Origin of the sequence: Mesorhizobium sp. LNHC232B00 (genome assembly GCF_000502435.1) — a bacterium.
Classification (GTDB): Bacteria; Pseudomonadota; Alphaproteobacteria; order Rhizobiales; family Rhizobiaceae; genus Mesorhizobium; species Mesorhizobium opportunistum.
Genome location: NZ_AYWP01000007.1, coordinates 137,423 through 162,917 on the forward strand (window position 1 = coordinate 137,423; position 25,495 = coordinate 162,917).

Sequence of the window (25,495 nt, forward strand, 5' to 3'; positions counted from 1 at the left end):
GGACGCCATGACGATGATCTTCGGAATCCCCGTCCAGGCATTCCTCGGCCAATTGCTGGTCGGGCTGATCAACGGCTCCTTCTACGCCATGCTGAGCCTGGGGCTGGCTGTCATTTTCGGCCTGCTGCGCGTCATCAATTTCGCCCATGGCGCCCAGTACATGCTGGGCGCCTTCGTCGGCTATCTGTTGCTCGCCTATCTCGGCATCGGCTACTGGCCGGCGCTGGTCCTTGCACCGCTGATCGTCGGCGTCTTCGGCGTCGTCGTCGAACGCCTGGCGCTGTCTCGGCTTTACGACGCCGATCCGCTCTACGGCCTGCTCTTCACCTTCGGCCTCGCGCTCGTGCTCGAAGGCATATTCCGCTACTATTACGGCGTGTCGGGAAATGCCTACGCCGTGCCGCCGCTGCTTTCGGGAGGCACCAATCTCGGCTTCATGTTCCTGCCCAACTATCGCGGCTGGGTGGTCGTCGCCTCGCTGATCGTCTGTTTCGGAACCTGGGCGCTGATCGAGAAGACCAGGCTCGGTTCCTACCTGCGCGCGGCAACCGAGAACCCCCGCCTCGTCCAGGCCTTCGGCGTCAACGTGCCGCTGCTGCTGACCCTGACCTACGGCCTCGGCTCCGCCCTTGCCGGGCTTGCCGGAATTCTGGCGGCGCCGATCTATCAGGTGAGCCCGCTGATGGGGTCGGACCTCATCATCGTCGTCTTCGCTGTGGTCGTGGTCGGCGGCATGGGATCGATCCTCGGCGCGATCGTCACCGGCTACATGCTTGGCCTTGCCGAAGGGCTGACCAAGGTCTTCTACCCCGAGGCCTCCAACCTCGTGGTCTTCGTCATCATGGCGATCGTGCTTCTGGTCCGGCCGGCCGGCCTGTTCGGAAAGGACGCCTGACATGCGGAAGGGACATCCGAGATGGCCGAACTGACGCTTCGCGAGACATCGGCCGGAAAAACCCCGGCATGGCTCGAATGGACGCTGGTCGGGCTCGGCATACTGGGGCTGCTGGTGGCGCCCTTCCTCATCTACCCGGTCTTCCTGATGAAGATGCTCTGCTTCGCGCTGTTTGCCTGCGCGTTCAATCTGCTGCTCGGCTACACCGGCCTGCTGTCGTTCGGCCACGCCACCTTCTTTGGCGGCGCCGCCTACTTCACCGCCCACGCCGTCAAGGTTTGGGGCTGGCCGCCGGAGGCGGGCATCCTGCTCGGCATGGCAGGCGCGGCGCTGCTTGGCCTCGTCATGGGGTTCTTCGCCATTCGAAGGCAAGGCATCTATTTCGCCATGATCACGCTGGCGCTGTCGCAGATGTTTTTCTTCTTCTGCGTGCAGGCGCCCTTCACCCAAGGCGAGGACGGCATTCAGGGCGTGCCGCGCGGCACGCTGCTCGGCGTCCTCGACCTGAACGTCTCGCTGAACATGTATTACTTCGTGCTGGCGGTGTTCCTGATCGGCGTCTTCGCCGTCTGGCGCATCGTCAACTCGCCCTTCGGCATGATCCTGCGCTCGATCCGCGAAAACGAGGGCCGCGCCATTTCGCTGGGCTATTCCGTCGCCAGCTACAAACTCGCCGCCTTCGTCATGTCGGCGGCGCTGGCCGGGCTGGCGGGCTCCCTCAAGGCCATCGTCTTCCAGTTCGCCACGCTCACCGACGTCACCTGGCAGATGTCGGGCGAGGTGATCCTGATGACGCTTCTGGGCGGCATCGGCACCATGGTCGGCCCGGTCATCGGCGCCAGCCTTGTGGTCGGACTGGAAAACACGCTTGCCACCTCCGGCTTCCCGGTGACCATCGCCACCGGCCTAATCTTCATGGTCTGCGTGCTGATCTTCCGCCGCGGTATTGTGGGAGAACTCTATGCGCGGGTGCTCGAGCGGACCGGGAAGGGCTGAAGGGCACCAGATCGACCGCGCGCGATCGAACGGTCCGTGCAGCCGCGCTGGCCACGGCACATCCGTCGGTTCAGCGTCGAAAAGACGCTTGGTCTCCTCAGAACTTAATTTACCAAGTTTGTCGTCACATGCGCGAGTGCTGATAAATCAACCGCCCGTAAACCAACACTCGGTCATATGCCGTATCAGTCGAGGGGCGGGTCATGGTCATCAATAAATTCTGGCGGTCGGAAGGCGGCAATTTCGCGCTACTGTTTGCGTTGGCTGCGCCAGCAATCCTGGCGGCCGTCGGCTTTGCAGCAGACGTATCCAGCGTCATGCGAGCCAAGGTCAACCTGCAGAACGCTTTGGACGCCGCGACCCTATCCTCGTCGCACCTGTCGGACGACGAAGCGGCCCGCAGACTTGCATTTGATGGCTATTTCCAGGCCAACGTCGCAAATCACCCGGAACTCACCAACGCGAAATTGATCCTGTCGGTCGACAAGGGCTTCAACTACGTCAAGACCAAGGCCATCGCTTCCGCGGACGTGAACCTCTATTTTGCTTTCCTGTTCGGCGACAACCAGCACATCGAAGTGGATGCCGGGGGTGTAGAAGCGACGAACAACCTCGAAGTCGTGCTCGTGCTGGACAACACGGGCTCGATGGCCGGTGCCAAAATCAAGGCTCTCAGGGACGCTACCAAGGTACTTCTTGATAATCTGGATGGAGCAAAGTCACCCGATCGGAAGGTGACCGCCGCGATTGTGCCCTTCGTCACCGCTGTCAACGTAAATGGCGATAAATTTGACCCTTCATGGATAGACATGGCAGGCAAATCGCCGAACAACGGCGCGAACTTTCCCCTGCTGCCCGATGGCAAGCGCGTAAACCACATGGACCTGTTCAGGGACCTGGCACAGGGAACCGGTTGGCAAGGGACGGGATGGAAGGGCTGCGTCGAGGCGCGTCCCGGAAGCGCTGCCATTTCCGACGTAGCGCCGGACCAAGCTGACGCCAACACCTTGTTCGTGCCCTATTTCGCTCCAGATGACCCCGGTGATGCAACCAGTCCATCCGCGAGCTATGGCAACGACGCCAAGGTCTATAACAACTCCTATCTTTCCGATGACGTTCAGGACGGCACGGACACGAAGGGAACAGATAAAAAGATCGCCAAGTATGAAAACCCCAAGGCGAAAAAGATCAACGACAGATATGCGCCTCTGACAGTCGGCCCCAACCGAGCCTGCCCGACTCCGGTCGTGCCGTTGACCACTGACTTGGACAAGTTGCGGACGGCTGCTGCCCAGATGCAAGAGTGGAACGGATCCGGCACCAATGTCTCCGAGGGGCTCTCTTGGGGCATGCGGGTGCTTTCACCGGCCCCGCCGTACACCGACGGCGCGCCCTGGAAGACTCCGAATACGAGCAAAATCGTCGTTCTGCTTACCGACGGCGAGAATGTCGTTTACGGCGCGAGCGCCGAACCGGAAAAGTCGGACTACACTTCCTATGGCTACCTTTCGTCTGGCCGGTTCGGGACGAGTAACCAGACAGACGCCGCACGCTCCGTGGATCGATGGACGCTCGACGTTTGCGATAAATTGAAGGCGCAGCAGGTTCAGATCTACACCATTACCCTGCAATCCGACACGGCCGCGAACCGGACACTTTACGGCAAATGCGCGACAAATCCGGCTGACTACTACGCTGTCAACGATCCCAGCAAATTGCCGAATGTATTCCAAACCATCGCTGGAAAGTTCACGACACTCCAGCTGGTTAATTAGAGCAGTTCACCGTTTCACAGAAACGGCAAGCCGCTCTGCCCGCTCCCCCATGACGCCCGCGCTCCACAGCCAGCGATGCCTTCTGATGAGGCCGGCGCGCCGGCATCGGCGGTTGCGAAGAGCCGCATCGGTCATGCCGCTGGTGAAATAAAGAACCGCGCTGACAATCAAGGCACCCACGACGGCGGCAGGTCCGTGGATCAAACCGCCATGATCGGGACCCCATGGAGGAGCAATCCTGGTTGGATGGCTATGGGTTTTTCTGGACTCGTTTTTCGAGTTCGACTGTTCGTGCGCTCAAATCGTCCAGTTCAAACCCTTGAGATGTGAGGAAAGCAGCCGATCCATTGTCCGGATCGGTGGCAAGACGGTGTGTTTCTTGCAGATGATGTTTTAGCCAGGCGCGCTGTTCGCGCTGCAATCGTGCACGTTCAGGACCATGTTCCCGACGCATCAGAGTATTGTAAGCTGCGTTCAACCTGGCATCGAACTTGTCGATCTCGACTTTCCCGCAATCCAGCATTTCCGACGTGACGCCGCCGGACCGACCAACGCACGCTTTCATGTCGGCATCGCTCTGCGCCATCGCAGGATGAGCCATTGTGATGGCTAAAATTCCGAGAAGGCAGGCATGTCGGAGCATGCAGGCGGTTCCTTGATCGCAAAGGCTGAATGTTGGGAACGATACATTGGGCAGCCTGCGGGCGCGTCAAGACTTGCCCCGTCATGCCTCGCCTCACCCATAACACCCGCGCGCCACCGCCAGCCGCCGCACCAACGCCAGCACCGCGTCGATGGTCGGTGTCGGCTTGTTCGTTAGCCGGCCAAGCTCCTGCACCGCGCTCACCAGCGCGTCGATCTCCATCGGGCGGCCACGCTCCAGATCCTGCAGCATCGAGGTTTTGTGCTCGCCGACATCGCCCGCACCCTTGATGCGCCTGTCGACCCCGATCGGAAAGCGCACGCCGAGGCTTTCGCCGATCGCCTGCGCCTCCAGCATCATGGTGCGGGCAAGCGTGCGGGTGCCCTCGTCGGCGACGATCGCGGCCAGCGTGCTGCCGGTCAGCGCCGAGATCGGGTTGAAGGAAAGATTGCCCCACAGCTTCACCCAGATTTCGCTGCGGATGTCCTCGCGCACCGGCGCCTGCAGCCCGGCCTTGACCATCTCCTCCGCCAGCCGGGTGACGCGTTCGCTGCGCTCGCCGGAGGGCTCGCCGAGCGAGAAGCGCTTGCCCTCGACATGGCGGATGAGACCGGGCGCGTCGACCTCGACGGCAGGATAGACGACCGCGCCGATGACGCGCTGCGGCCCGATCCGCTGCCAGATCGCACCGCCGGGATCGACCGCGTTCAGCCTGATGCCCTCGAGCGGCCCCCTCACCCCATGGAAGTACCACCACGGCACGCCGTTCTGCATGGTGACGACTGATGTTTCCGGCCCAAGCAGCGGCGCGATCTGGTCCAGGGCAGGGGTCAGCGAATGGGCTTTCAAGGCCAGCACCACAGTATCCTGCACGCCGAGCTCCTCGGCCTTGGCGGCGGCCCGGACAGGCGCTACCGTTTCTTGGCCATCCTCGATCAGGCGCAGGCCATCTGCCTTGATCGCTTCGAGATGGGCGCCGCGCGCGACGATCGACAGCTCGGTGCGGCCGGCGATCGCCAGCTTGGCGGCGAGATAGCCGCCGATCGCGCCGGCGCCAAAGATGGTGATCTTCATCGTCAAAGCCCGAGCTTGGCGGCGAGGCCGATGCGCTGCAGCTTGCCGGTCGCGCCCTTGGGGATCTCGTCCAGGATCACGACCTTGCGCGGCACCTTGAAGTCGGCGAGCCGTGTCGCGGCATAGGTGCGGATCTCGTTTTCGGTGGCGCTCGAGCCTTCGCGCAGCACGACCGCGGCCGCCACTTCCTCGCCCAGTCTGTCATGTGGCATGGCGAAGGTGACCACTTGCGCCACCGCCGGATGATCCATCAGCACGTCATCGACCTCGAGCGGCGAGATTTTCTCGCCGCCGCGGTTGATGATCTCTTTGAGCCGGCCGGTGACCCTGAGATAACCGTCTCCATCGAGCACGCCCTGGTCGCCGGTGTGAAACCAGCCATGCGCGAAGGCCGTGGCATTGGCGTCTGGGTTCTTCTCATAGCCCGCCGTCACATTGGGTCCGCGAATGACGATCTCGCCAGTCTCGCCGGCCTTGAGCAGCCGGCCGTCCGGCGCCATCACCGCTACTTCCGGACCGGCGCCGGCGCCGACGCTGCCCGGCTTGCGCAGGCCCGGCGGCAGCCGGTTCGATGCCATCTGGTGGGCGGCCTCGGTCATCCCGTAGGATTCAATCACCGGACAGCCGAAGGTCGCTTCCAGTTCGGCCATCACTTGCGCCGGCAGCGATGCCGAGGACGAACGGATGAAGCGCAGGCGCGCGGCCGCCAATGCCTCTGTGTTGCGCGCCGCCCGGGCCAGGATCGCCTGGTGCATGGTCGGCACCGCCGTGTACCAGCTTGGCCGCGCCTCGCCCAGCCACTGGAAGAAGCGCAGCGCGTTGAAGCCCGGCGTGCAGTAGATGCTGCCGCCCGATGCCAGCGACGACAGCACGGCCGCGATCAGCCCATGGATGTGGAACAGCGGCATGATGTTGAGGCAGCGGTCATCGGCCGTCAGGCCAAGCGTCGCCCCGATATGGGCTGCCGAGGCGGCGATGTTGGCATGGCTGAGCGGCACCAGTTTTGGACGCGATGTCGTGCCCGACGTGTGCAGCAGAAGCGCGATGTCGCCATCCCCCGCCATGTCAGGCGTCGCCTGCGGACCGATAGCCGCGCCCTCGATGGTGAAACTTCCGGCAGCCGGCGAAACGACAAGCCTGAGCACGCCGATGCCGAGCCGCTCGGCCACCGCAACCGCAGGGCCGGCCTCGTTTTCGGCAACAAGGATCGCCTTGGCGCCGATGTCGGTGAGATAAAAATCGAGCTCGTCCGCGCGATAGGCGGGATTGAGCGGCGCCGTCGAGGCGGCGGCGGCCACCGCGACGAAGGCTGTGGCCATCTCCGGCCCGTTAGGCAGCACGATCGCCACCCGGTCGCCGCGACCGATGCCGAGCGCATGCAGCCGCTCGGCTGTGGCCTTGATCAGGCTGCGCAGCTCGCCATGGGTGAGCGTCGCCCTGTCCGGCGCCAGGATTGCCGGCGCGTCTTCGGCGCCGGCGACGAGGCGGCGGGAAAGGTCGGGGTAGGTTTCAGTCTGGGTCATGATCACCGACTATGTTTCGAAAGGACTGCTTATGAAAGTCCAGCGCCAGCGCCGCCCCTTCTTTTCAACGTTGGCGATTGGCGAAACCATCGACGACAGCGCCCCTCTCCCGTCACTATACGGGGAGAGGATGCCGGCAGGCAGGCAGCGCCAACTCTTGGAATGTGATTCTCCACCTCAATATCCAAGCGCCATCCCGTCCTTACGCGGATCGGAGGCGCCGGTGAGCGTGCCTTTCTCCCAGTCGATCAGCACCGCCTGTCCGCCGCCAAGCGGATGCTGCGGCTCGGCTAAGCGATGGCCGCGCCGGCGCAGCCCTTCGAGCGCCTCGGCCGGAACGTTGCGTTCAGCCTCCACCATGCCGTCATTATAGAACACCCTTGGCGCGTCGAGCGCCTGCTGCGGGTCCATGCCGAAATCGATCATGTTGGTCAAAAGATGCACATGCCCGAATGGCTGGTAGCCGCCGCCCATGACGCCGAACGGCATCACCACGCGGCCGTTCCTGGTCGCCATGCCGGGCATGATCGTGTGCATCGGCCGCTTGCCGGGCGCGATGGCGTTCGGATGCGCCGGGTCGAGGCGGAAGCTCGAGCCACGGTTCTGCAGCACGACCCCGCTCTTCGGACCGACGACGCCGCTGCCGAACGAATAATAGGTCGAGTTGATGAAGGAGACCGCGTTGCGGTCGCGGTCGACGATCGAGATGTAGACCGTATCGCTGCCCGGCAGGTCGAGGCGCGGCAGATGCGTCATGGCGCGGTCCCGGTCGATCTCGGCGCGCAGCCGGTCGGCATAGGCGGCGGAAAGGAGCTGTTTTGTGGGCACATGAACCTGGTCTTGGTCGCCGAGGTAACGGTCGCGATCCTGGTAGGCGAGGCGCCCGGCCTCGATTTCCAGATGCAGCCGCTCGGCGCCATTGGGGTCGAGCCCGCCGAGCTTGAAGCCCGACAGCACGTTCAGCATCAAAAGCGCCGTCAGCCCCTGATTGTTCGGCGGCATCTGGTGGATATCGTAGCCGCCATAGGTGGTGCTGACCGGCGCCACATAGTCGCCCTTGGTCGCCGCGAAATCCTCGTGCGAATGCAGCCCGCCCAGCTCATTGAGCCGGCGCACCATGTCGTCGGCGACCGCGCCTTCGTAGAAGCCGGCGCGGCCCTGTTTGGCGATTGTCCGCAAGGTGGCGGCGAGTTCCGGCTGGCGGTGGATGTCGCCGGCCCTCGGCGCCTTGCCGCCCGGCAGGAAGATGCGCGCGGCATGCTCGTCCGCCGACAGGTCGATCTCCGGCTCGGCCCAGTCGAAGGCGACGCGATCATGCACGACATAGCCGTTTTCGGCATAGTGGATGGCCGGCGCCAGCGCCTCGGCCAGGCTTTTGCGGCCATGGTCTTCCACGAGCCGGCTCCAGGCATCGACGGCGCCCGGCACGGTCACCGCGTGTGGTCCCTGCTTCGGAAGCTCGTCGAAGCCCTTGTCGAGATACCAGTCGACGGTGGCGCCCGCAGGTGCACGGCCCGAACCGTTGAAGGCCAGCACGTCGCCTTGTCCCTTCGGGCAGTAGAGCACAAAGCAATCGCCGCCAATGCCGGTCGACTGCGGCTCGACCACGCCCTGCACGGCGGCGGCGCAAACGGCGGCGTCCATGGCATTGCCGCCGGCGCGCAGCATGTCGATCGCGGCAAGGCTCGCAAGCGGATGCGAGGTCGCGGCAATCGCTTGGGTGGCACGAACCGGCGAGCGGCCGGGAAACTGGAAATCACGCATTCTGTCTTTGTATCCCTTGGTCTGATGGACGCGACGCTGCCGCCATGGCGTAACACGACACCGCAACGGATCGCTTCGGCTTCTCGACACTGCGCATTTCGCCAATTCTCCTCGTTGCGCCAGACGCGTATCAGGCTCGGACCCGATAAGGCGTGAGCCAAGTTTCCAGCGCGTTCAGTGCCGAGATGATCGTGAAATTGATAGTCAGATAGATCGCGCCCGCGGCCACGAAAACCTCCACGGCGCGATAGGTCTGCGAAATAAGCCCCTGGGCGATGCCGGTTACTTCCATCAGGGTGACGATCGATGCAAGCGACGTACCCTTCACCATGAGGATGATCTCGTTGCTGTAGCTCGGTATGGCTTGGCGCAGCGCCAAGGGCAGAACGACGAGGCGCAGGGTCTGGAGCCGTGTCATGCCGAAGGCAGAGGCCGCCTCGACAAGGCCGCGCGGCACACCCTGTATCGCACCCCGCAGGATTTCGCTGCCATAGGCCGCGGTATTGAGGCTGAGCGCGATGATGGCGCACCAATAGGGCTCGCGAAACAGCCACCAGAGCCCAACTGCCTGAAGTGTGGGGCGGAACTGGCCGAGGCCGTAATAGATGAGGAATATCTGGACGAGCAATGGCGTGCCGCGAAAGACGGCAACGAAGGAGCGTATGGGCCAGACCAGCATCCGATGGTTTCCCTGCTGCGCCAGTGCGAGCAACAGGGCCAAGGCAAAGCCTATTCCGATCGACAACCCCGCAAGTTGCAAGGTCAACGGCAAGCCGGAGAGAAGGGTGGGAATGATCTCTATAAAGAAGGCGAAGTCGATCATGCGTGGACCATGCCTCGCCACGCCCGTGCCTCGCCGTAGCGGAAGACCGATCCGGTCACGGCAGCGATGAGGAAATACAGCGTCGCGGCTGCTACGTAGAAGACGAAGGGCTCTCGCATCGATCCCGCGCCGATCTGAGATTGCCGCATCAATTCCACCAAGCCGATCACGGAGATCAAGGCCGAATCCTTGAGCACAAGCTGCCAGACATTTCCGAGACCCGGCAGGGCGTGCCGCATCAGTTGAGGCACGATGACGAGACGCAGCGATTGGAACCGGGACAGGCCGAGCGCCTTGCTAGCCTCGAACTGGCCGAGATCGACGGCAAGATACGCTCCGCGATAGACCTCGGCTTGATAGGCGCCCGAAATGATGCCGATCGCCAGGACGCCGGTCGCAAATGTCGGCAGCCCGACGAAGCCCGCGCTGCCGAAGAATTTGCCGATCTCAGTCAATGCTATGCTGCCGCCGTAGTAGAGCAGGTAGATCGTCAACAGATCGGGCACACCCCTGAACACCGTGCCATAGCCCTTGGCGACCCATGACGGCAAAGCTCTCGTGGAGAGCCGGCCTCCTGCTGCAACCGCGCCGAAGAGAGCGCCGAGCAGGAACCCGAGGACTGACAGCGAAAATGTCACGCCGGCTGCCAGCAGCAAGGCTTCGCCCCAGCCGCCCTTGCCCAGGGAAAGGATATGGAGTGTGTCCGTCATGTGAAACCTGATCGTTCAGCACGGCATCCGGCCGATCGGTTGATGCCAACCGGCCGGACAGAATACACGTGGCTACTTGACCGGCGTCACGTCCGTTTTCACCCATTTTTCCGAGATGCGTTTAATGGTCCCGTCGGCAATGGCGGCGCTGATCGCGTCGTTTAGCATTTCCTTGAGCTTGGCGTCCTCCTTCCTGAGTCCCGCACCCGTTCCGGCGCCGAACAAGCCGCCGACAAAGCCCGGACCTGCAACCGTGAAGCCCGAGAATTCGGGTTTTGCGAGCGTCGCGGCGAGCGCTGTCTTCTGAGCGAATATTGCATCGATGCGGCCCGCGGCCAGATCGAGATCGTGCTGCTCGGTCGTCTTGTACTCGCGGATCTCCACCGTGTCGCCGAAGTATTTCTTGACGAATTCGAGCATGGCCGTGGCCGCCTGGACACCGACCACCTTGCCCTTCAGCAGGGGCTTCAACTTGTCGACCGCAGCCTGGGAAGCAGCCTCATCGTCCAGTTTGAATTTCTCGGTCAAAGCGCCGAGCTTCCCCAGATCGCTATCCTTGGCGGCTGCGAACCCGCCCGGGTCGATCGCATAGGGCTGGGTGAAGTCGATGGTCTCGAGGCGTTTCGGCGTGATGAACATGCTGGCCATGATCACATCGAACTTGCCGACCTTCAGCGAAGGAATAAGTCCGTCCCAGTCCTGAGCGATGATGGTGCATTTGACCTTCATCCGCTCGCAAAGATTGTTGGCGAGTTCGATCTCCAGTCCGTCGAGCTTGCCGTCCGCGTTGGTGAAGTTCCACGGAGCGTAGGCACCCTCCGTGGCGATGGTTATGGCCTTGGGCGCGTCCTCGGCCAATGCGGTGTGCATGAAGCCGAACATGCTGAGTGCGGCCGCAACTGCGGCCAAACGACAAACTTTCATGTGGTTCCCCTTTTTTGATAGGATGATCGAGCTGTTCCTACGTCCGGCCGCATTGCCGGTTCGAGGCCATTCCTGTCCGGCCGGCGTTCGTCACCGGCTCGGTCTCACGAACTCGGCCAGCATCGGTGCCGTGCTGAGAATGTGATCCTGCATCACCTTTTCCGCTTGAAGTTCGTCGCCTGAACGCAGAGCCGCGATCACGGCGGCATGCTCCTCGCGTGCAGAATGCGGCTTGTCACAATCGTCGAACCAGATGCGCATGTAGGGCTCTATCACCACATGCAGCGCCGCTATCTGGTGGATAAGCTTGGGTCTCCGGCTTAGCGCACAGATACGGCCATGGAATTCCTGGTGGCGGACCACCCAGTCGCTGCTGCCGCTCTGGCCCGCGCGTTCCATGCGCTCGAGCAGGCGTTCGAGTTCCTCGAACTCCTCCTCATCGATCCGGGGCATCGCCAGCCTTACGGCCAGTCCCTCCAGAACCGAGCGAATTTCGAAAATCTCGTAAAGCTCATCGACCGTCAGGCCTGCGACCACGCATCCCCGATTGGGCCGCAGAACCACCAGCCCGTCGGAGGCCAGGCGCCGAAAGGCCTCGCGCACCGGCATGCGACTCATGCCGATCTCGGCGGCAATCTCCTCCGGAATAAGCCTGTCGCCCGGTTTGTAGCGGCCGAAGCGAAGGGCTCTCTGGACGTGCCTGTACGCCTCTTCCTCCGCAGTGGCGGGCATCTGTGGCTCTGCCGAAAAGGCTGCTGGCATGGGGGGCACCTAAAAAGTATTTTTGTATCCACGTATCATCAAATCCGCATTTTATTGCATCGTCAATACCTCGGGGACGACGTTCAGAAGCCGATAACGGTGCGGTGCACCACCGGCACGATCTATTTCGGCGAGTCTTTGGGATGGTGATTGCCGAAATCAGCGGCAATGCCATGCTGCACGGCATGCTGTGCGACATCGACAAGTGTCAGCACTATGGCTGAACAGAGCTCTTGTGGCATGCCGAGATCGTCGAGGCGATCTGCGCCGGCGACGCCGGCAGCGCCGGCAGGCTGGCCCGCTCCCATGTCCGAGGCTCGCGCAACAACGTGCTGCGCCTGCTGCAGGCGAAGTCCGACTATCAGAGTTTTCTGGCCAGGCGTCCTGAGCGGCCGGTCGCCCTGAAATATCCGATCGGCGGATTGGCGATCTGCTGTTGTTGCCTGGCTGTCTATCTCAGGCCGATGCCGTTGGACGGCTTCAGCCCTTGCGTTCCTGCAAGCTGTTGCCGCCGTCGACCACCAGCAGGACGCCGTTGACATAGCTGGCCCCTTCCGAGGCCAGGAACGCGACCGCCGCGGCAACCTCGTCGGGCCTTCCGGCCCGCGCCGGCGGCGTTTGCAGAGCCGCCATCCGCTCCATTTCGCTCGACGCGCCGGTTTCGATCCAGCCGGGAGCCACGGCATTGACCGTGATGCCGCTTCGGGCCACTTCGAGCGCCAGCGTGCGCGTGAGGCCAACCATGCCGGCCTTGGCGGCGGAATAGGCAGATGTGCCCTCGAACGACACCAGCGGTCCGGTGACCGACGCAACATTGACGATGCGCCCATGGCCGGCCTCAACCATCGCCGGCAGAAACGCGCGGGTGACCAGGAACGCCGTCTTCAGGCTGACGTCGATGCCTCGGTCCCAGTCCGCTTCGGTCATGGCGAGAAACGCCTTGTCGACCGACGGCGATGCCAAGGAGCCCATGCCGGCATTGTTGACCAGGATGTCGACCGCGCCGGCGGCTGCCCGCAGCCGCTCGACCTCCGCTGCGCTGGTGAGATCGGCGACCGCCGCATTGGCATCGATGCCCTCGGTGCGGAGCTCCGCCGCGCGATCGAGCACGCGTGCACTGGCGCCGGTCAGGAAAACGGCATGACCCGCATTGCCGAGCTTCCGGGCAATGGCAAAGCCGATGCCGTCGGCGGCTCCGGCGCCGGTGATTAAAGCGCGCTTGATGCTGGTGGACGTCATGGCTCAATCAGCTCCGCTGGGTTTCGTCGCGCACAGCCGGACAGCGGTGGTCGCGATCGCCGAACCATATAGTCCATGGAAAAAGATTTGACGCCCCGAGCGGTGAGGATCGAGCCAACTCTCATTTCTTCTGCCGGAATTTCGAATGGCAAGCCGAACAATCCTGCAGGATGAGATGCAATAGATGTTCCGCCGGCAGCGTGGCCGGATCGGCCTGCGCGGTGTCTGGCCGCTTGCCGAGCAGGCTGCCGCCATCCATCGGCAGACCCGCTCCCATCCGCATGTCATCACTGATTTCGGCCGGGGCTTTGTCGGCCTTCGCGACGAGTGCCGAGGCGAGCTTGCCGATGTGGCGGGCGAGCGCTTCGAACTCTGGCCTCGCCTGGTCGATCTCCACCCTGGCGCCAGACGGCGCGCCCAGTGTGCCGGCCGGGAATTCGGCGAGCAGGGCAGGGCTGGTGTGGGCGCTGAGCGCATCGGCCGCCGCCTTGAACCCGCCGGCATCATACTCACGCTTGCCGTCGAACATCTCGGCGATGGTTCTTGCCGCCGCCGCCATCGCCTTCATGGAGTTTTGGCGGGCGGCCACGATCGCATCGCTCGAGGCCGGCGCCATGGATGAGCAGAGAACCATCCAGCCGGCAAGCGCCAGCGTCGCCGCTCCGGGCGCTATGCCGGCCCTCATGCCCGCACGTCGAGCACGCCCATCATGCCGAGTTGCTCGTGCTCCAGGATGTGGCAGTGATACATGCGCCGGCCGGGCTGCTCCTGGCGCAACAGAAGCCGCACCGTCTCGCCACGCGCCACGTTGACGGTGTCCTTCCACGCAACGAAAGGTGGCTTGGAGACCTTGCCGTCGCGCTCATGCTCGATCACCTGGAACTGCGTGCCGTGGACATGGAACGGATGGTCCATATCGGCCTGGTTGACGATTTCCCACAGCTCCGTCTCTTCGGCTCTTGAGACGATATCGATACGCGCCATGTCGAAGGCCTTGCCGTTGATCAGGAAGCCCATCTCCATGCCGGTTGCGTTCATCGCCATGATTTCGGCGAAGACGAGACGCCGGCTGACAGCAGGGGCGGAGAGCGGAGCGATCGGCCGCAATCGCGTGGGCAGCGGCGGCATCGCTGCTCCCGGCGTTTCCGAGACATCGACCGTCAGCAACGTCAGACCAGCATCGGCCGGGCGGCCCGCGCCCATCCAGCCGCGATCATAGTCCAGCGTGCCCAGGGTAGCGGGACCGGGCCTATCGAAGGCGACGACGAGCTCTATCCGCTCGCCCGGGCTGAGCAGGATCTCGTCCGCCGCCACCGGCGCCTCGATGAGTCCGCCATCCGTTCCCACGATTGTCATCGCCGCGCCTTCGAAGGCGAGCTTCAGGAAGCGCGCATTGGTGGCGTTGTAGAAGCGCAGGCGCCGCCTGTCGCCCTTTGCAACGGCAAGCCTCGGGTTCCTCTGGCCATTGACCAGCACCTGGTCGCCGACGCGGCCGTTCATCAGGTCGGTCATGGTGTTGCCGGCTATCGAGCCGTCGGCGGCCAGCCGCAGATCGGTCAACATCAGCACCATGTCGCCATATTCGGCCGGAACAGGGTCGGCTTTCGATTTGACCACGAAGGCGCCGGCCAGTCCGCGATAGACCTGTTCGGCCGTCCTGCCATGCGGATGGGGGTGATACCAGTAGGAGCCGGCGCTGCCTTCCGGCAGGTCGAAGGCGTAGACGCGATCGGCGCCCGCAGCCACCGGGTCCATCGGATTGCCGTCCTGGTCGGCCGGCACCGGCATGCCATGCCAGTGGATAGTGCTTGCCTCGCTGTTGATTCGGTTGGCGAAGGTGATCTCGACCCGATCGCCCTCGAAGGCCTCGATCAGCGGCCCCGGGCTCGACCCGTTATATGCAAGGATGGGCGTTTCCAGCCCCTCGGCGAAGCGCGCGATAGCTGCCTCCGCCGTCAGCTTCGCCTTGAACATGCTGGGCCGGGCGGCCTCGTTTGCAAGCAACGGCAGCGCACGCAACGCCTCGCCCTCTGGCAGCATGATGGCGCCTTGCGTTATGGCGTCCATATCGTGGCCGCTCATCTCCATGTCGGGCATGGTGGACATGTCATCCATTTTTTTCTGCGCGAGCGCGCGCGGGCTCGCCAGGACCGTTGCCAGGCCTGCCGCCAGAAAACCGCGTCGATGCATTTTTCGCTCCTCTATGTCGAGGCAAAGGGCCTCACCATACGACTTGCCGACGCTAAACGTTCCAGTGGCGGGAAGGTCAAGCGCGATCGACGGTTCGGCGTTTGGAATTTCCAGCCGATGGATCGCAATGGCTTCGGCCGCGTTCACCCCAATGGCTGGTACAACCTGCCGTTTCATCGACAAGCGCGAGAAGCCCGACCATGCTCATCCAACCGATCGACTATTTTCTTGTCGCCTGGTTCACGCTCGCCCTGGCCTCGACCCTCTATGTCGGCTTCGACCAGTACCGCAACAATCCCGAGCCGGTGGTGATGAAATGGGGCTTCATCCTGGTGACGCTCTATATGGGTCCGCTCGGCCTGCTGCTTTATGTGCTGGCCGACAAGGAGCCGCGACCCGGCGAGCACGAGGCCTTCACCCGCACGCTTTGGAAGCAGGGTGTCGGCTCGACCATCCATTGCGTCGCCGGCGATGCGACCGGCATCATTCTGGCCGCCGTCATCACGGCGGCACTCGGCCTGCCGATGTGGCTCGATCTCATCGTCGAATATCTCGCCGGCTTTGCCTTCGGCCTGTTCATCTTCCAGTCGCTGTTCATGAAGTCGATGATGGGCGGCAGCTATTGGGAGAATGTGAGGAAGAGCTTCCTGCCGGAATTCATCTCGATGAATTTCATGATGGCCGGCATGGCACCGGTCATGAGCTTCCTCATGATGGGCCGTGACATGCGCGCCATGGAGCCGACGGAGCTGCTGTTTTGGGGCGTGATGTCGATCGGCGTCATCGCCGGCTTCGCGCTTGCCTATCCCGCCAATGTCTGGCTGGTCGCGCGCGGCCTGAAGCATGGCCTGATGACCGAGCGCCCGGATCAGGGCGCGGCTGGCGGGCACGAGCATCACCAGAAGGGACACAAATCGGCTTCCGGCAAGGGCAGCGCCGGCCATGGCATGCGCTCGGACGCCACCACTCCGCAGATTGCCGCGCTCGGCGTGGTGTCGGCGATTGCGTTGGCGCTTGGCATGGCCGCGCCGGCGAACTGGCTGAACCTGACACTATCGGCCCGCGATGTCGGCGGTGTGATCATGCCGCAAGGCATGATCATGGATCGCGACACGCCGGCGGACGCCATGCGCGATATGGCGGCGACCTCGCCGCGGCTCGTCACCGCCTCCTACGGACTGGCGGCAAAAGGCGACCAGGATCTGCCGTTCCGCATGGAAAACGGCGTCAAAGTGTTCGAACTCAGGCCATCGGTGGTGCGCTGGCAGATCCTGCCGGACGTCGCGGTCGACGCCTATGCCTATAACGGTCAGATCCCGGGGCCGCGCATCCATATTCGCCAGGGTGACCGCGTCCGCATCAACCTCACCAACGGCCTGCCGGAGGAAACCACGGTGCATTGGCACGGGCTGATCCTGCCCAACCAGATGGACGGGCCGGCCGAGATCACGCAAAAGCCGATCGAGCCCGGACAGAGCTATTCCTACGAGTTCACGGCCACCCAGCATGGCACCTACTTCTACCATCCGCATGCCAAGCCCGACCGGACCCAGGCGCTCGGCCTTTATGGCGCGCTGATCATCGATCCCGCCAACCCCACCGACGAAGTGGCGGCGGACCACGACTATGTCATCGAGCTCCAAGAGTGGCTGGTGCGGGAGGGGCTGACCTATCCGTCGATGCCGATGGATGGCGGCATGCCCAATTTCTTCACCATCAACGGCAAGGCCTATCCTGCGACCGACACGATCCGCATGAAGGTCGGCGAGACGCTCAAGGTGCGTTTCATCGGCACCAACAACGGCTTCATCCACCCGATGCACATCCATGGCGGGCCGTTCGAGGTGGTCGCCCGCGACGGCGAGACTATCCCTGCCGCCGCACGCTTCCTTGCCGACACCATCAATGTCGGGCCTGGCCAGCGCTATGACGTGGTCTGGAAGGCACAGCGCCCCGGCAAGTGGCTGATCCATTGCCATATCCCGCACCACACGACGAACAACAATGTCGAGGACAAGGGCGGCGGCGGACTGATGACTGTCATCGAGGTAGGCTGACGGGGGCTAACCGCAAGTCACAGATCGCTTCACCGATGCCGCGATTTTTGGCGCCGCTCGAAAGGACCTTCGATGGGCCAGTCGTAGCCGCGTCGTCACATCGCTCAGCGCGGCCCGTTGAGATGAGCAGACCATAGTCGAGGAGAGAGGGGCCGCCCTCTCTCCCCAAAGTTCCTAGGGACGAACGCGGATAACCGTCTTTCCCGCACGCCGCTCGGTCGAGTTGAAGGTGGCGACGGCGTCATCCAGGCTCGAGACCTTGCCGATATTCGTCCGCAGTCGTCCGTTCCGGATGCGCTGAACGATCTCCCAAAGCTGGCCGCGATCAGCCTCGACGACGAAGTCAACCGTCAGGCCATCTGCAGGTCGAATATCCGTCGGTCCGACGACCGTCACAAGCGTTCCTCCGGCCCGGATCAGGGCTGCGGACCGCTTCTGGATATCGCCGCCGATGACGTCGAACACCAGATCGACGCCGCCAACCTCCTCTAGTTTGTCGTTGTCGAGATCGACGAATTCATTCGCGCCGAAGTCGAGCGCCTTCTGGCGGTCGGCGGCGCGTCCGGTGCCGATGACATGGGCTCCGGCCTCCCTTGCAAGCTGCGTCACCATCGAACCGACGGCACCGGCCGCGCCGTGCGCGAGCACGCTTTGCCCCGCCTGAAGGCGGCCATGTTGGAACAGCCCCTGCCACGCGGTCAGGCCGGAGATCGGCAGGCTCGCACCCACCGTGAAGTCGACGTCGCCGGGCAGCGGCGCGAGATTGCGTGCCTCCATGGCGACATACTCGGCGAGCGTGCCGTCGCGATGCCAGTCGGCGAGGCCGAACACTCGCTGACCGATTGACAGTCCCGTGGTGCCGTAGCCGAGCGCAGTGACCACACCGGCTAGCTCATGGCCGAGGATCGATGGCGTCCGGTCACGGAAGGCTCGATCGGCCCAGGTCGAAGGCCACTCCAGTTCGGTGTTGACGAATCCCGCCGCATGAACCTCAACCACGACATCGTTTATTGCCGCCTGCGGCTCGGGCCGCTGCACCAGCTTCATGCCGGCCGTTCCTGCAGCCTGATCCGTTGCTACGATCGCTTTCATGGGAATTGTCTCCTCAGTGATTTGTTGGTTCGGGGTAATTTATCGCTCTGGTTCCGGCCAGCCTACCGGTGATGATGAAGGTCACGGCCGCGTCGGTGATCGCGGACTGATTCCAGGCGATCGGACGCAGCCGTGCCTTGGCTTCCGGCGAGCGTACGTCGACGAAGCGCCAGTTCTGCAGGTGGAAGGATGTCGGCGCGGACGTGCCGATGCGCACCAGATCGCGGATTTGAACGGTCAGCATTGCAGTGGGGTCGTAGTACTTCGCGGCACTGCGGCTCAGGATGTTTCGATGACGACGTTCGTCGCGAAAGTGTTTTCGCTCTTCCCGGTCTCCCGGAAGATTTCGGCGGCTACACGGGTCGCTGGTCCGGTGGTGGCGCGGCTGATGCAGTTCATTGGATGGCTCCCTTATCAAGTGATTGCGGAGCCTAATCTACGGGGGCGAGTGAGAATTTCGAGACTGAATTAGCTCAGTATGATGCGCAAAAGGATCATGATGGGCTTTTCAGATCCCAGGTCGCGCGTCTTGCTCGCCATTGTGCGCCAGTCGCCGCCATTCCCCCGGTGTCATCCCCATCCTCTCGGCAAACACACGCCGAAATGCCGAAACGGATTGATACCCGACCGTCTCGGCCACGGCCTCGGTGCTGATCGCTGGCTTCTTCAACTCGTTGGCGGCCAGACTCATACGGAGATCGGTCAACAAATCGAGGGCGGAGCAACCTAGCCTGTCCCGAAAGTGCCTCATGAATGTGGCCCGCGACATGCCGCACATGCCCGCTAAATCAGGCAGTTTCCAAGACCGCGCTGGGTCAGCGAACATCGCCGCAATTGCTGGTGCCAACCGCGGATGACCGGCCAGGGCCAACAAGCCTTCGGGCGCTTTCTCGGCTTCGCTCGCCGAGCGCAGTACCAAGGTGAATAGGGCCGAAGAAAGTGCGTCGAGAATAGCCCGTCCTCCCGCTCTGTCACCGGCGGACTCCATTCGCATCAGCCTCACCAGGCTGGCCAGTTGGTTGGAAGCGGAGCCGATGCTCTCGTCCCCATGGCCGTCCATAGAACGCGTCACAAGATTCGTGGGCAGGTAGTTACGGATCAATCGATCATGGGGTGGCGCGACGAAAAACCGCCCACACAGCAGATCGAGTTGCTCACCCTGGCCATCGTTCTCGCTCAACATCCATCCGGCAGAGCCTACGCTTTCGTGTGTACGGATGGGCGTCTGGCCGCTGCCATCATGCAGCACATGCGCCGCACCGTGCGGCAGCAGAACGATGTCTCCGCTCTGCAGCTCCCTTGCTGTTCTCGTCTCCGGATCCTCTAAAATGGCCCTGCCCTTGACGATGACGTGGTAAGGGATCTCGTTCGCCGCTGCCCGGCCCCAGGTAACACGCCAAGGCGCAGCGGACCTCGAGCTGGCCGGTAACGGTGATCATTTGCAAGAGATGGCTGAGCCAGTCCACTTCAGACATTGGACCTCGAAAACCGGAAATGGTGAAACATCCTATCGCAATTGTGCATCGGTTCTACTTGTCGACCACGTTTCCAAACCTGGCTTTCATACCGTGCTTAGATCGTGAGCGAGCCACCGAGCGCCCCATGACCGGAACAAGGGGCCTGTATCCCGTCGCGCAAAACCGTTTCAGATTGCCGATTTGAAACGGCGCAATTTGGTTAAGTCCTTGAGATAAATGGCGCGCCCGAAGAGATTCGAACTCCTGACCCCCAGATTCGTAGTCTGGTGCTCTATCCAGCTGAGCTACGGGCGCGCATCAGGCCGTGTTTTCAACGACCCAGCGATCCGATCCTGAGGACCGGCCGCGAATGTGTGCAGTTCCCTAGCGACTGAATTTGCGAAAAGCAAGTCGATCCGGCAAAAGTTTTGTCGCAGGCATGTCATCTGGCGATGGCGGCTCGGATCCCGACGCTCGAGGCAGCCGCGAAGCCGGCGCGATTCCAGGCTGGACGGAAAGTCTCGGGGAAGATCAGGGAAAGTGTCGGGCTCGAAAGGCAAGCGCCCCCGGGAAAGCAGTGCGGAAGACCTCAGGCCGGGCGACGCAGGCTGCCGCGGGCCTGGTCGAGCCGCACCGGCTGGTCGGGGATGGTGACCGAGAATGTCGTGCGTCCGCCGATCGACTCCACCAGTTCCACCGTGCCGCCATGCGCGCGGATCAGTTCGTGCGCGATGGCCAGGCCAAGCCCGGTGCCGCCGCTGCGCGCCGAGCCGCGGAACGCCGCGAACAGGTTCTCGCGCGCCTTCGCCGGCAGGCCGGGACCGGTGTCGGTGACGACGATGCGGCTGACGCTGCCCATGCGTTCGGCCGAGACCGCCAGCCGGCGCACCACCGCGCTCTCGGTGTCCGCCGCCATCGCCTGCACCGAATTGCGGCAAAGATTGGTGAGCACCCGGAACAACTGGTCGGAATCGGCATCCACTTCGAACGCCGCCTCGACGGCGTTGATGAACTCGATGCCTTGTCCGATGTCGAGCAGGCCGTGCACGTCCTCGACCAGCTGGTACAGCCGCACCCGGCGGCGCGAAGGCGGCGGCTCTTGCGTGCGGCCATAGGCCAGCACGCCTTCGGAATAGGAGACGGCACGGTCGAGCGCGCGCAAAAGCTTCGGCGCGAAGGCCTGCACGGTTGGGTCCCTGACCTGGCGCAGGCGATCCGACATCAACTGCGCCGAAGCCAGGATGTTGCGCATGTCATGGTTGATCTTCGACACGGCAAGGCCGAGGTCGGCAAGGTGCTTCTGCTCGGAGAGCATCTTTTGCAGCCGCTCCTGCATCTGCGACAGTTCGCGTTCGGCAACGCCGATCTCATCGGCGCGGGCGGCGGGGCGGATGATGCGCCCGGGATCGTCCGGAGCCTCGGAGAAGGACAGCATCGAGCGCGTCATGGTGCGGATCGGCCCGATCATGATCAGGTCGATGGCGGCATAGACCAGCATGGCCGTGAACAGCGAGATCAGCAGCGAGACGAAGGCGACATTACGCGAATATCTCAGCATCGCATGTCGCAGGCTGTAGTCCGGCATGATCAGCTCGAATTCCTTGTCGCTGTCGCCGACCGGTCCGAAAACGCGAAGCATCCGGTCGCCGCCGAAGAACAGCGTGTCCAGCGCGCCGGTCATACCCTTGACCATGCCGACGCTGGCGAGGTCGATGTGCTCGTCCACCTGCGGCGGCATGTCGGCCACCACCAGGAGCCGCGAGACGCCGCCATCGCGCACCGCGATCGCCTTGGCGCCGATCGCCATCAGAACGTCGTTCTGGGCCGTGCGCGACAGCGAGGTCGACTCGCCCTGCACCAGCACGATCGAGACGGCGGCGGCCGTACTCAGCCGCTCCTTGAGCCAGCTCAGCCGGTAGCTGGCGATCCAGGGCAGGAAGATGAGCACTTCGGCCAGCAGCACGAAAACAATGGTCAAAAGCAGCAGTTTCGTCGACAGGCCGCGCGACAAAGGCACCGTGCGGACGGCGGCTGGCGCTGTTCCGGTGCCTTCTCCCGCTTGCGTGGCTTCGCTCATGTAACCCTGTCTTCACAATCACTTGATCAGCCAAGATTAGGCGATCAAGGCTTTTTTGCCAATTTATCCTTTGGCCGGAACATTAAATTGCCGTCATAAAACCTACGTCCTTGGCGCGACGACCCCGGATTGACTTCCAAAACCCTTCTTTCTATAAGCCCGCTCACGCTCGGGCCATTCGTCCCGGCGCGGTTTCGATCGCGCCAAAGCCGGCCCGGCAAAGCTCCTGTTACAGAGTGACAGAATCAAGAAGGGCCGCACCCCGCGGTATTAAAACAAATGAAGCGTACCTACCAACCGTCCAAACTCGTCCGCAAACGTCGGCACGGCTTTCGTGCCCGCATGGCCACCAAGGGTGGTCGTGGCGTCGTCACAGCTCGCCGCAACCGCGGCCGCAAGCGGCTCAGCGCCTAAGCGAGACGAGATCGTTGCCCGCAACCGGCAAGCCAGTGGGGGTCAATCCCAAGCGGCTTCTGAAACGCGCGGAATTCCTGGCCGTCCGCCGTGGTGAAAAGCGCCGCGGGCGGTTTTTCCTCGTCGAGGTCCTCGACCGCGGCGACGGCGGCGTGCCGCGTGTCGGCTTCACCGTCACCAAGAAGGTCGGCAACGCCGTTGTGCGCAACCGCGTCAGGCGGCGGCTGAAAGAAGCCGTCCGCGTCCATGCCGCAGATGACATGATGCCCGGCAATGACTATGTCATCGTCGGGCGCGACGATGCACTGCGCGCCCCGTTCGGCCAGTTGAAGGCCGAACTCTCCCGCCGACTTCGCGGAACACGATAGGCCAAGGGCTCTCGATGGAAAACAACCGGAACTTCTTCATCACCATCGCGCTGTCGGTGCTGATCCTGACTTTGTGGCAGGTTTTCTACATGAACCCGCGCGTCGAGCAGCAGCGCGAGGCCGCCAAGATCGAGCAGCAGCGCGTCGAGGAGCAGAAGAAGGCGGCCGAGGCCGCCAATCCAGGCGCTGCGACACCGGCGCCGGCGCCGGGCACCATTCCCAACGCGCCCGGCGGAGACGCCGTCACCGCGGCCGGCCGCGATCAGGCGTTGGCTGCTTCGAAGCGCGTCAAGATCGACACGCCGAGCCTCGAAGGCTCGATCAACCTGACCGGCGCGCGCCTCGACGACCTCAAGCTCAAGCACTACACCGAGACCGTCGACAAGAATTCGCCCGAGATCGAACTGCTCAACCCGCAGGCGCTGCCGACCGGCTATTTCGCCGAGATCGGCTTCGTCGGCAACGACAAGACCGGCGCGGTGCCGGGTTCGGACACGGTATGGAGCGTGGAAGGCAATCCGACGCTGAGCCCGTCGACGCCGGTGACGCTTACCTACACCAACGACAAGGGCCTGACCTTCAAGCGCGTCTTCTCGGTCGACGCCAACTACATGTTCACGGTCACGGACACGGTGCAGAATTCTGGCGCCAGCGCGGTTTCGCTGTTCAATTACGGCCGCGTCACGCGCTACGACAAGCCGGCCGTCGCCAGCACCTATGTGCTGCATGAAGGCCTCATCGGCGTTACCGGCACCGAGGGCCTGGCCGAATACAAATACGCCAAGATCGAATCCGAAAAGCAGGTCACTCCGGGCAAGTCGACCGATGGCTGGCTCGGCATCACCGACAAATACTGGGCCGTCACCCTGGTGCCGACCGAGAAGCAGCCGTTCCAGCCGCGCTATGCCTTTTTCGAGGATGGCCGGCACCGCTACCAGTCCGACTTCCTCACCGATGCGATCAATGTCGATGCCGGCAAGTCCGCGACGGTCGAGACGGAGATCTTCGCCGGCGCCAAGGAAGTGGCCAAGATCAACGCCTACGAGGCGGACCGTCATATTCGCCAGTTCAACCTGGTGATCGACTGGGGGTATTTCTATTTCATCACCAAGCCGATGTTCTGGCTGATCGACACGCTCTACAAATTCTTCGGCAATTTCGGCCTGGCGATCCTCGCCACCACCGTCATCGTCAAGGCGCTGTTCTTCCCGCTCGCCAACAAGTCCTACGCATCGATGGCGAACATGAAGAAGGTGCAGCCCAAGATGCTCGAGATCCGCGAGAAATACGCGGACGACAAGATGAAGCAGCAGCAGGCGATGATGGAGCTGTACAAGACCGAAAAGATCAATCCGCTCGCCGGCTGCTGGCCGGTGGCGCTGCAGATCCCGGTCTTCTTCTCGCTCTACAAGGTGCTCTACATCACCATCGAGATGCGCCACGCGCCGTTCTTCGGCTGGATCCAGGATCTGGCCGCGCCCGATCCGACCTCGATCTTCAACCTGTTCGGCCTCGTTCCGGTCACCTTGCCGCACATGCTGATGATCGGCGTCTGGCCGCTGATCATGGGTGTCACCATGTTCCTGCAGATGCGCATGAACCCGACGCCGCCGGACCCGACGCAGGCCGCGATCTTCACCTGGATGCCTGTCATCTTCACCTTCATGATGGCGGGTTTCCCGGCCGGCCTGGTCATCTACTGGGCCTGGAACAACACGCTGTCGATCCTCCAGCAGGGCCTGATCATGAAGCGCCAGGGTGCCAAGATCGAGCTGTGGGACAATCTGGTCGCGCTGTTCCGGAAGAAACCGTCCCCGGCTGAGTAGCCGGCCTTCTTCCTACAAAAGGCGGAGTAGCCGGCCTCCAAAAAAGCCGAAGAGAAGATCCCTCTTCTCGAAAAGCCCGGTTCGCCCGGGCTTTTTCTTTGGGCAAATATCTGTTCACGTTCCCGTGATCGGCGAAACTGCAAGCGGTCGCGGGGCGTGACTGCGTGTGCATTTCCAAAGGCTATCAATTCCGATCAGCCCTCACCCGGAGGAAGACCACATGCGCTTGCCGTCATTCAGGATCATCGCCCTTTCCGCACTCGTCGCGGGCGCGGCGATTGCCGCCCCGGCCTATGCCAAGAACCCGACAGTCGGCGGCGCGCCGATGTACGCCACCAAGAACATCGTCGAGAACGCCGTCAACTCGAAGGACCACACGACGCTGGTCGCCGCCGTCAAGGCGGCTGGCCTTGTCGACACGCTGCAGGGCGCCGGCCCGTTCACCGTCTTCGCGCCCACCAACGAAGCCTTCGCCGCGTTGCCGGCCGGCACCGTCGAAACGCTGCTCAAGCCCGAGAACAAGGACCAGCTCACCAAGGTGCTGACCGCGCATGTCGTGGCCGGCAAGATCTCCGGCAAGGACATGATGGCCAAGGCCAAGGCGATGGGCGGCAAATATGAGATGAAGACCGTCTCGGGCGACACGCTCACCGCCGAGGTCAGGAAGGGCAAGCTCTACATCATCGACGAGTCCGGCGGCGAGGCCAAGGTGACGATCGCCGACGTCAACCAGTCGAACGGCGTCATTGATGTCGTCAACAAGGTGCTGTTGCCGAAGTAACGGCTTCCGGCGAAGGGGATCAGGCAGGTCCGTGGGGCTTTCTCGGGCCTGCCGCCCCACCTCATGACGAGGTCCATATTTCCTGGGAAGCCGTATCGGCAATGG

General features: G+C 63.0%; 22 protein-coding genes, 1 tRNA gene and 2 pseudogenes. 8 read left to right on the forward strand and 17 right to left on the reverse strand.

All coding sequences use genetic code 11. From position 1 onward, the window contains the following. Positions 1 to 7: 7 nt before the first annotated feature. The 3 genes from X743_RS157290 (at position 8) to X743_RS157280 (ending at position 3,666) form a co-directional block, all read left to right on the forward strand. Positions 8 to 895, forward strand: coding sequence for a branched-chain amino acid ABC transporter permease (locus tag X743_RS157290; RefSeq protein WP_023765420.1), 888 nt, complete (start codon positions 8 to 10; stop codon positions 893 to 895). A 21-nt stretch (positions 896 to 916) separates the two neighbouring features. After that, positions 917 to 1,891: a branched-chain amino acid ABC transporter permease gene (locus tag X743_RS157285; RefSeq protein ID WP_023765421.1), complete on the forward strand. Its 975-nt coding sequence runs from the start codon at positions 917 to 919 to the stop codon at positions 1,889 to 1,891. A gap of 203 nt (positions 1,892 to 2,094) precedes the next feature. Next, the gene (locus X743_RS157280) at positions 2,095 to 3,666 is read left to right on the forward strand and encodes a pilus assembly protein (protein ID WP_023765422.1); all 1,572 of its coding nucleotides are present in this window, start codon (positions 2,095 to 2,097) and stop codon (positions 3,664 to 3,666) included. Between the two features lie 250 nt (positions 3,667 to 3,916). Here X743_RS157280 and X743_RS1000000170530 read toward each other — a convergent pair whose 3' ends face one another. The 12 genes from X743_RS1000000170530 to X743_RS157225 form a co-directional block, all read right to left on the reverse strand. Further along, the gene (locus tag X743_RS1000000170530; RefSeq protein ID WP_023765423.1) at positions 3,917 to 4,309 is read right to left on the reverse strand and encodes a lysozyme inhibitor LprI family protein; all 393 of its coding nucleotides are present in this window, start codon (positions 4,307 to 4,309) and stop codon (positions 3,917 to 3,919) included. A 93-nt stretch (positions 4,310 to 4,402) separates the two neighbouring features. Continuing rightward, a complete protein-coding gene (locus X743_RS157275; RefSeq protein ID WP_023765424.1) occupies positions 4,403 to 5,383 on the reverse strand; it encodes a 2-dehydropantoate 2-reductase in 981 nt (326 codons plus the stop codon). 2 nt (positions 5,384 to 5,385) lie between these two features. Then, complete coding sequence (locus X743_RS157270; protein ID WP_023765425.1) at positions 5,386 to 6,906, reverse strand: acyl--CoA ligase; 1,521 nt, start codon at positions 6,904 to 6,906, stop codon at positions 5,386 to 5,388. 177 nt (positions 6,907 to 7,083) lie between these two features. After that, positions 7,084 to 8,670 (reverse strand): gamma-glutamyltransferase, encoded by a 1,587-nt coding sequence (gene ggt, locus X743_RS157265; RefSeq protein WP_023765426.1) that lies wholly within the window; start codon positions 8,668 to 8,670, stop codon positions 7,084 to 7,086. 130 nt (positions 8,671 to 8,800) lie between these two features. Continuing rightward, positions 8,801 to 9,493 (reverse strand): ABC transporter permease, encoded by a 693-nt coding sequence (locus X743_RS157260; protein ID WP_023765427.1) that lies wholly within the window; start codon positions 9,491 to 9,493, stop codon positions 8,801 to 8,803. Next, a complete protein-coding gene (locus tag X743_RS157255) occupies positions 9,490 to 10,203 on the reverse strand; it encodes an ABC transporter permease subunit (RefSeq protein ID WP_023765428.1) in 714 nt (237 codons plus the stop codon). Before X743_RS157255 ends, X743_RS157260 begins: the two co-directional genes overlap by 4 nt. Before the next feature lie 72 nt (positions 10,204 to 10,275). After that, the gene (locus X743_RS157250) at positions 10,276 to 11,127 is read right to left on the reverse strand and encodes a transporter substrate-binding domain-containing protein (RefSeq protein ID WP_023765429.1); all 852 of its coding nucleotides are present in this window, start codon (positions 11,125 to 11,127) and stop codon (positions 10,276 to 10,278) included. A 90-nt stretch (positions 11,128 to 11,217) separates the two neighbouring features. Next, entirely contained in the window at positions 11,218 to 11,859 is a 642-nt protein-coding gene (locus X743_RS157245) for a GntR family transcriptional regulator (RefSeq protein ID WP_245264208.1), read from the reverse strand. Positions 11,860 to 12,011: 152 nt separating this feature from the next. Then, positions 12,012 to 12,197, reverse strand: a complete 186-nt coding sequence (locus X743_RS1000000172775) for a hypothetical protein (protein WP_023765431.1) — start codon at positions 12,195 to 12,197, stop codon at positions 12,012 to 12,014. Positions 12,198 to 12,369: 172 nt separating this feature from the next. Next, positions 12,370 to 13,128 (reverse strand): SDR family NAD(P)-dependent oxidoreductase, encoded by a 759-nt coding sequence (locus X743_RS157235; RefSeq protein ID WP_023765432.1) that lies wholly within the window; start codon positions 13,126 to 13,128, stop codon positions 12,370 to 12,372. A 121-nt stretch (positions 13,129 to 13,249) separates the two neighbouring features. Beyond that, positions 13,250 to 13,813 carry a cytochrome c gene (locus X743_RS157230; RefSeq protein ID WP_023765433.1) on the reverse strand — a complete coding sequence of 188 codons (564 nt, stop codon included), beginning with the start codon at positions 13,811 to 13,813 and terminating at the stop codon, positions 13,250 to 13,252. Further along, positions 13,810 to 15,318 (reverse strand): multicopper oxidase family protein, encoded by a 1,509-nt coding sequence (locus X743_RS157225; protein WP_023765434.1) that lies wholly within the window; start codon positions 15,316 to 15,318, stop codon positions 13,810 to 13,812. The genes X743_RS157230 and X743_RS157225 overlap by 4 nt, the downstream gene beginning before the upstream one ends. A 200-nt stretch (positions 15,319 to 15,518) precedes the next feature. Between X743_RS157225 and X743_RS157220 the strand changes: the two genes are divergently transcribed. Further along, positions 15,519 to 17,375, forward strand: coding sequence for a DUF4396 domain-containing protein (locus tag X743_RS157220; protein ID WP_023765435.1), 1,857 nt, complete (start codon positions 15,519 to 15,521; stop codon positions 17,373 to 17,375). Between the two features lie 174 nt (positions 17,376 to 17,549). Here the strand turns inward: X743_RS157220 and X743_RS157215 are convergent, their stop codons facing one another. The 5 genes and pseudogenes from X743_RS157215 to X743_RS157205 all read right to left on the reverse strand — a co-directional run bounded on the left by X743_RS157215 (position 17,550) and on the right by X743_RS157205 (position 22,001). Beyond that, positions 17,550 to 18,467 (reverse strand): NADP-dependent oxidoreductase, encoded by a 918-nt coding sequence (locus X743_RS157215; RefSeq protein WP_023765436.1) that lies wholly within the window; start codon positions 18,465 to 18,467, stop codon positions 17,550 to 17,552. A 55-nt stretch (positions 18,468 to 18,522) separates the two neighbouring features. Further along, a pseudogene (locus X743_RS01000000168880) lies at positions 18,523 to 18,866 on the reverse strand (nitroreductase family protein); the annotation flags it as partial. A 109-nt stretch (positions 18,867 to 18,975) separates the two neighbouring features. After that, positions 18,976 to 19,942, reverse strand: a pseudogene (locus X743_RS01000000168885) (AraC family transcriptional regulator). Positions 19,943 to 20,162: 220 nt separating this feature from the next. After that, positions 20,163 to 20,239: transfer RNA gene (locus X743_RS157210), tRNA-Arg, on the reverse strand. 274 nt (positions 20,240 to 20,513) lie between these two features. Next, on the reverse strand, positions 20,514 to 22,001 hold the full coding sequence (locus tag X743_RS157205) for a HAMP domain-containing sensor histidine kinase (protein ID WP_023765439.1): 1,488 nt from the start codon (positions 21,999 to 22,001) through the stop codon (positions 20,514 to 20,516). A 279-nt stretch (positions 22,002 to 22,280) separates the two neighbouring features. Here X743_RS157205 and rpmH point away from each other — a divergent pair, with 279 nt between their 5' ends. The 4 genes from rpmH to X743_RS157185 all read left to right on the forward strand — a co-directional run bounded on the left by rpmH (position 22,281) and on the right by X743_RS157185 (position 25,390). Further along, positions 22,281 to 22,415, forward strand: a complete 135-nt coding sequence (gene rpmH / locus X743_RS157200; RefSeq protein WP_023765440.1) for a 50S ribosomal protein L34 — start codon at positions 22,281 to 22,283, stop codon at positions 22,413 to 22,415. Between the two features lie 14 nt (positions 22,416 to 22,429). Beyond that, the gene (rnpA, locus tag X743_RS157195) at positions 22,430 to 22,783 is read left to right on the forward strand and encodes a ribonuclease P protein component (protein WP_013891888.1); all 354 of its coding nucleotides are present in this window, start codon (positions 22,430 to 22,432) and stop codon (positions 22,781 to 22,783) included. Between the two features lie 14 nt (positions 22,784 to 22,797). Beyond that, the gene (gene yidC, locus X743_RS157190) at positions 22,798 to 24,609 is read left to right on the forward strand and encodes a membrane protein insertase YidC (RefSeq protein WP_023765441.1); all 1,812 of its coding nucleotides are present in this window, start codon (positions 22,798 to 22,800) and stop codon (positions 24,607 to 24,609) included. Positions 24,610 to 24,829: 220 nt separating this feature from the next. Then, positions 24,830 to 25,390 (forward strand): fasciclin domain-containing protein, encoded by a 561-nt coding sequence (locus X743_RS157185; protein WP_023765442.1) that lies wholly within the window; start codon positions 24,830 to 24,832, stop codon positions 25,388 to 25,390. Positions 25,391 to 25,495: the final 105 nt, after the last annotated feature.

Bases quoted from the DNA above. Each gene is read 5' to 3' on its own strand.
- X743_RS157225 (WP_023765434.1), bottom strand. From the start codon at position 15,318: ATGCATCGACGCGGTTTTCTGGCGGCAGGCCTGGCAACGGTCCTGGCG.
- X743_RS157280 (WP_023765422.1), top strand. From the start codon at position 2,095: ATGGTCATCAATAAATTCTGGCGGTCGGAAGGCGGCAATTTCGCGCTA.
- X743_RS157250 (WP_023765429.1), bottom strand. From the start codon at position 11,127: ATGAAAGTTTGTCGTTTGGCCGCAGTTGCGGCCGCACTCAGCATGTTC.
- yidC (WP_023765441.1), top strand. From the start codon at position 22,798: ATGGAAAACAACCGGAACTTCTTCATCACCATCGCGCTGTCGGTGCTG.
- X743_RS157235 (WP_023765432.1), bottom strand. From the start codon at position 13,128: ATGACGTCCACCAGCATCAAGCGCGCTTTAATCACCGGCGCCGGAGCC.
- X743_RS157205 (WP_023765439.1), bottom strand. From the start codon at position 22,001: ATGAGCGAAGCCACGCAAGCGGGAGAAGGCACCGGAACAGCGCCAGCC.
- X743_RS157275 (WP_023765424.1), bottom strand. From the start codon at position 5,383: ATGAAGATCACCATCTTTGGCGCCGGCGCGATCGGCGGCTATCTCGCC.
- rpmH (WP_023765440.1), top strand. From the start codon at position 22,281: ATGAAGCGTACCTACCAACCGTCCAAACTCGTCCGCAAACGTCGGCAC.
- X743_RS157285 (WP_023765421.1), top strand. From the start codon at position 917: ATGGCCGAACTGACGCTTCGCGAGACATCGGCCGGAAAAACCCCGGCA.
- X743_RS157245 (WP_245264208.1), bottom strand. From the start codon at position 11,859: ATGCCCGCCACTGCGGAGGAAGAGGCGTACAGGCACGTCCAGAGAGCC.
- X743_RS157230 (WP_023765433.1), bottom strand. From the start codon at position 13,813: ATGAGGGCCGGCATAGCGCCCGGAGCGGCGACGCTGGCGCTTGCCGGC.
- X743_RS157220 (WP_023765435.1), top strand. From the start codon at position 15,519: ATGCTCATCCAACCGATCGACTATTTTCTTGTCGCCTGGTTCACGCTC.
- X743_RS1000000172775 (WP_023765431.1), bottom strand. From the start codon at position 12,197: ATGGGAGCGGGCCAGCCTGCCGGCGCTGCCGGCGTCGCCGGCGCAGAT.
- X743_RS157255 (WP_023765428.1), bottom strand. From the start codon at position 10,203: ATGACGGACACACTCCATATCCTTTCCCTGGGCAAGGGCGGCTGGGGC.
- X743_RS157215 (WP_023765436.1), bottom strand. From the start codon at position 18,467: ATGAAAGCGATCGTAGCAACGGATCAGGCTGCAGGAACGGCCGGCATG.
- X743_RS157260 (WP_023765427.1), bottom strand. From the start codon at position 9,493: ATGATCGACTTCGCCTTCTTTATAGAGATCATTCCCACCCTTCTCTCC.
- X743_RS157185 (WP_023765442.1), top strand. From the start codon at position 24,830: ATGCGCTTGCCGTCATTCAGGATCATCGCCCTTTCCGCACTCGTCGCG.
- X743_RS157290 (WP_023765420.1), top strand. From the start codon at position 8: ATGACGATGATCTTCGGAATCCCCGTCCAGGCATTCCTCGGCCAATTG.
- ggt (WP_023765426.1), bottom strand. From the start codon at position 8,670: ATGCGTGATTTCCAGTTTCCCGGCCGCTCGCCGGTTCGTGCCACCCAA.
- X743_RS157270 (WP_023765425.1), bottom strand. From the start codon at position 6,906: ATGACCCAGACTGAAACCTACCCCGACCTTTCCCGCCGCCTCGTCGCC.
- X743_RS1000000170530 (WP_023765423.1), bottom strand. From the start codon at position 4,309: ATGCTCCGACATGCCTGCCTTCTCGGAATTTTAGCCATCACAATGGCT.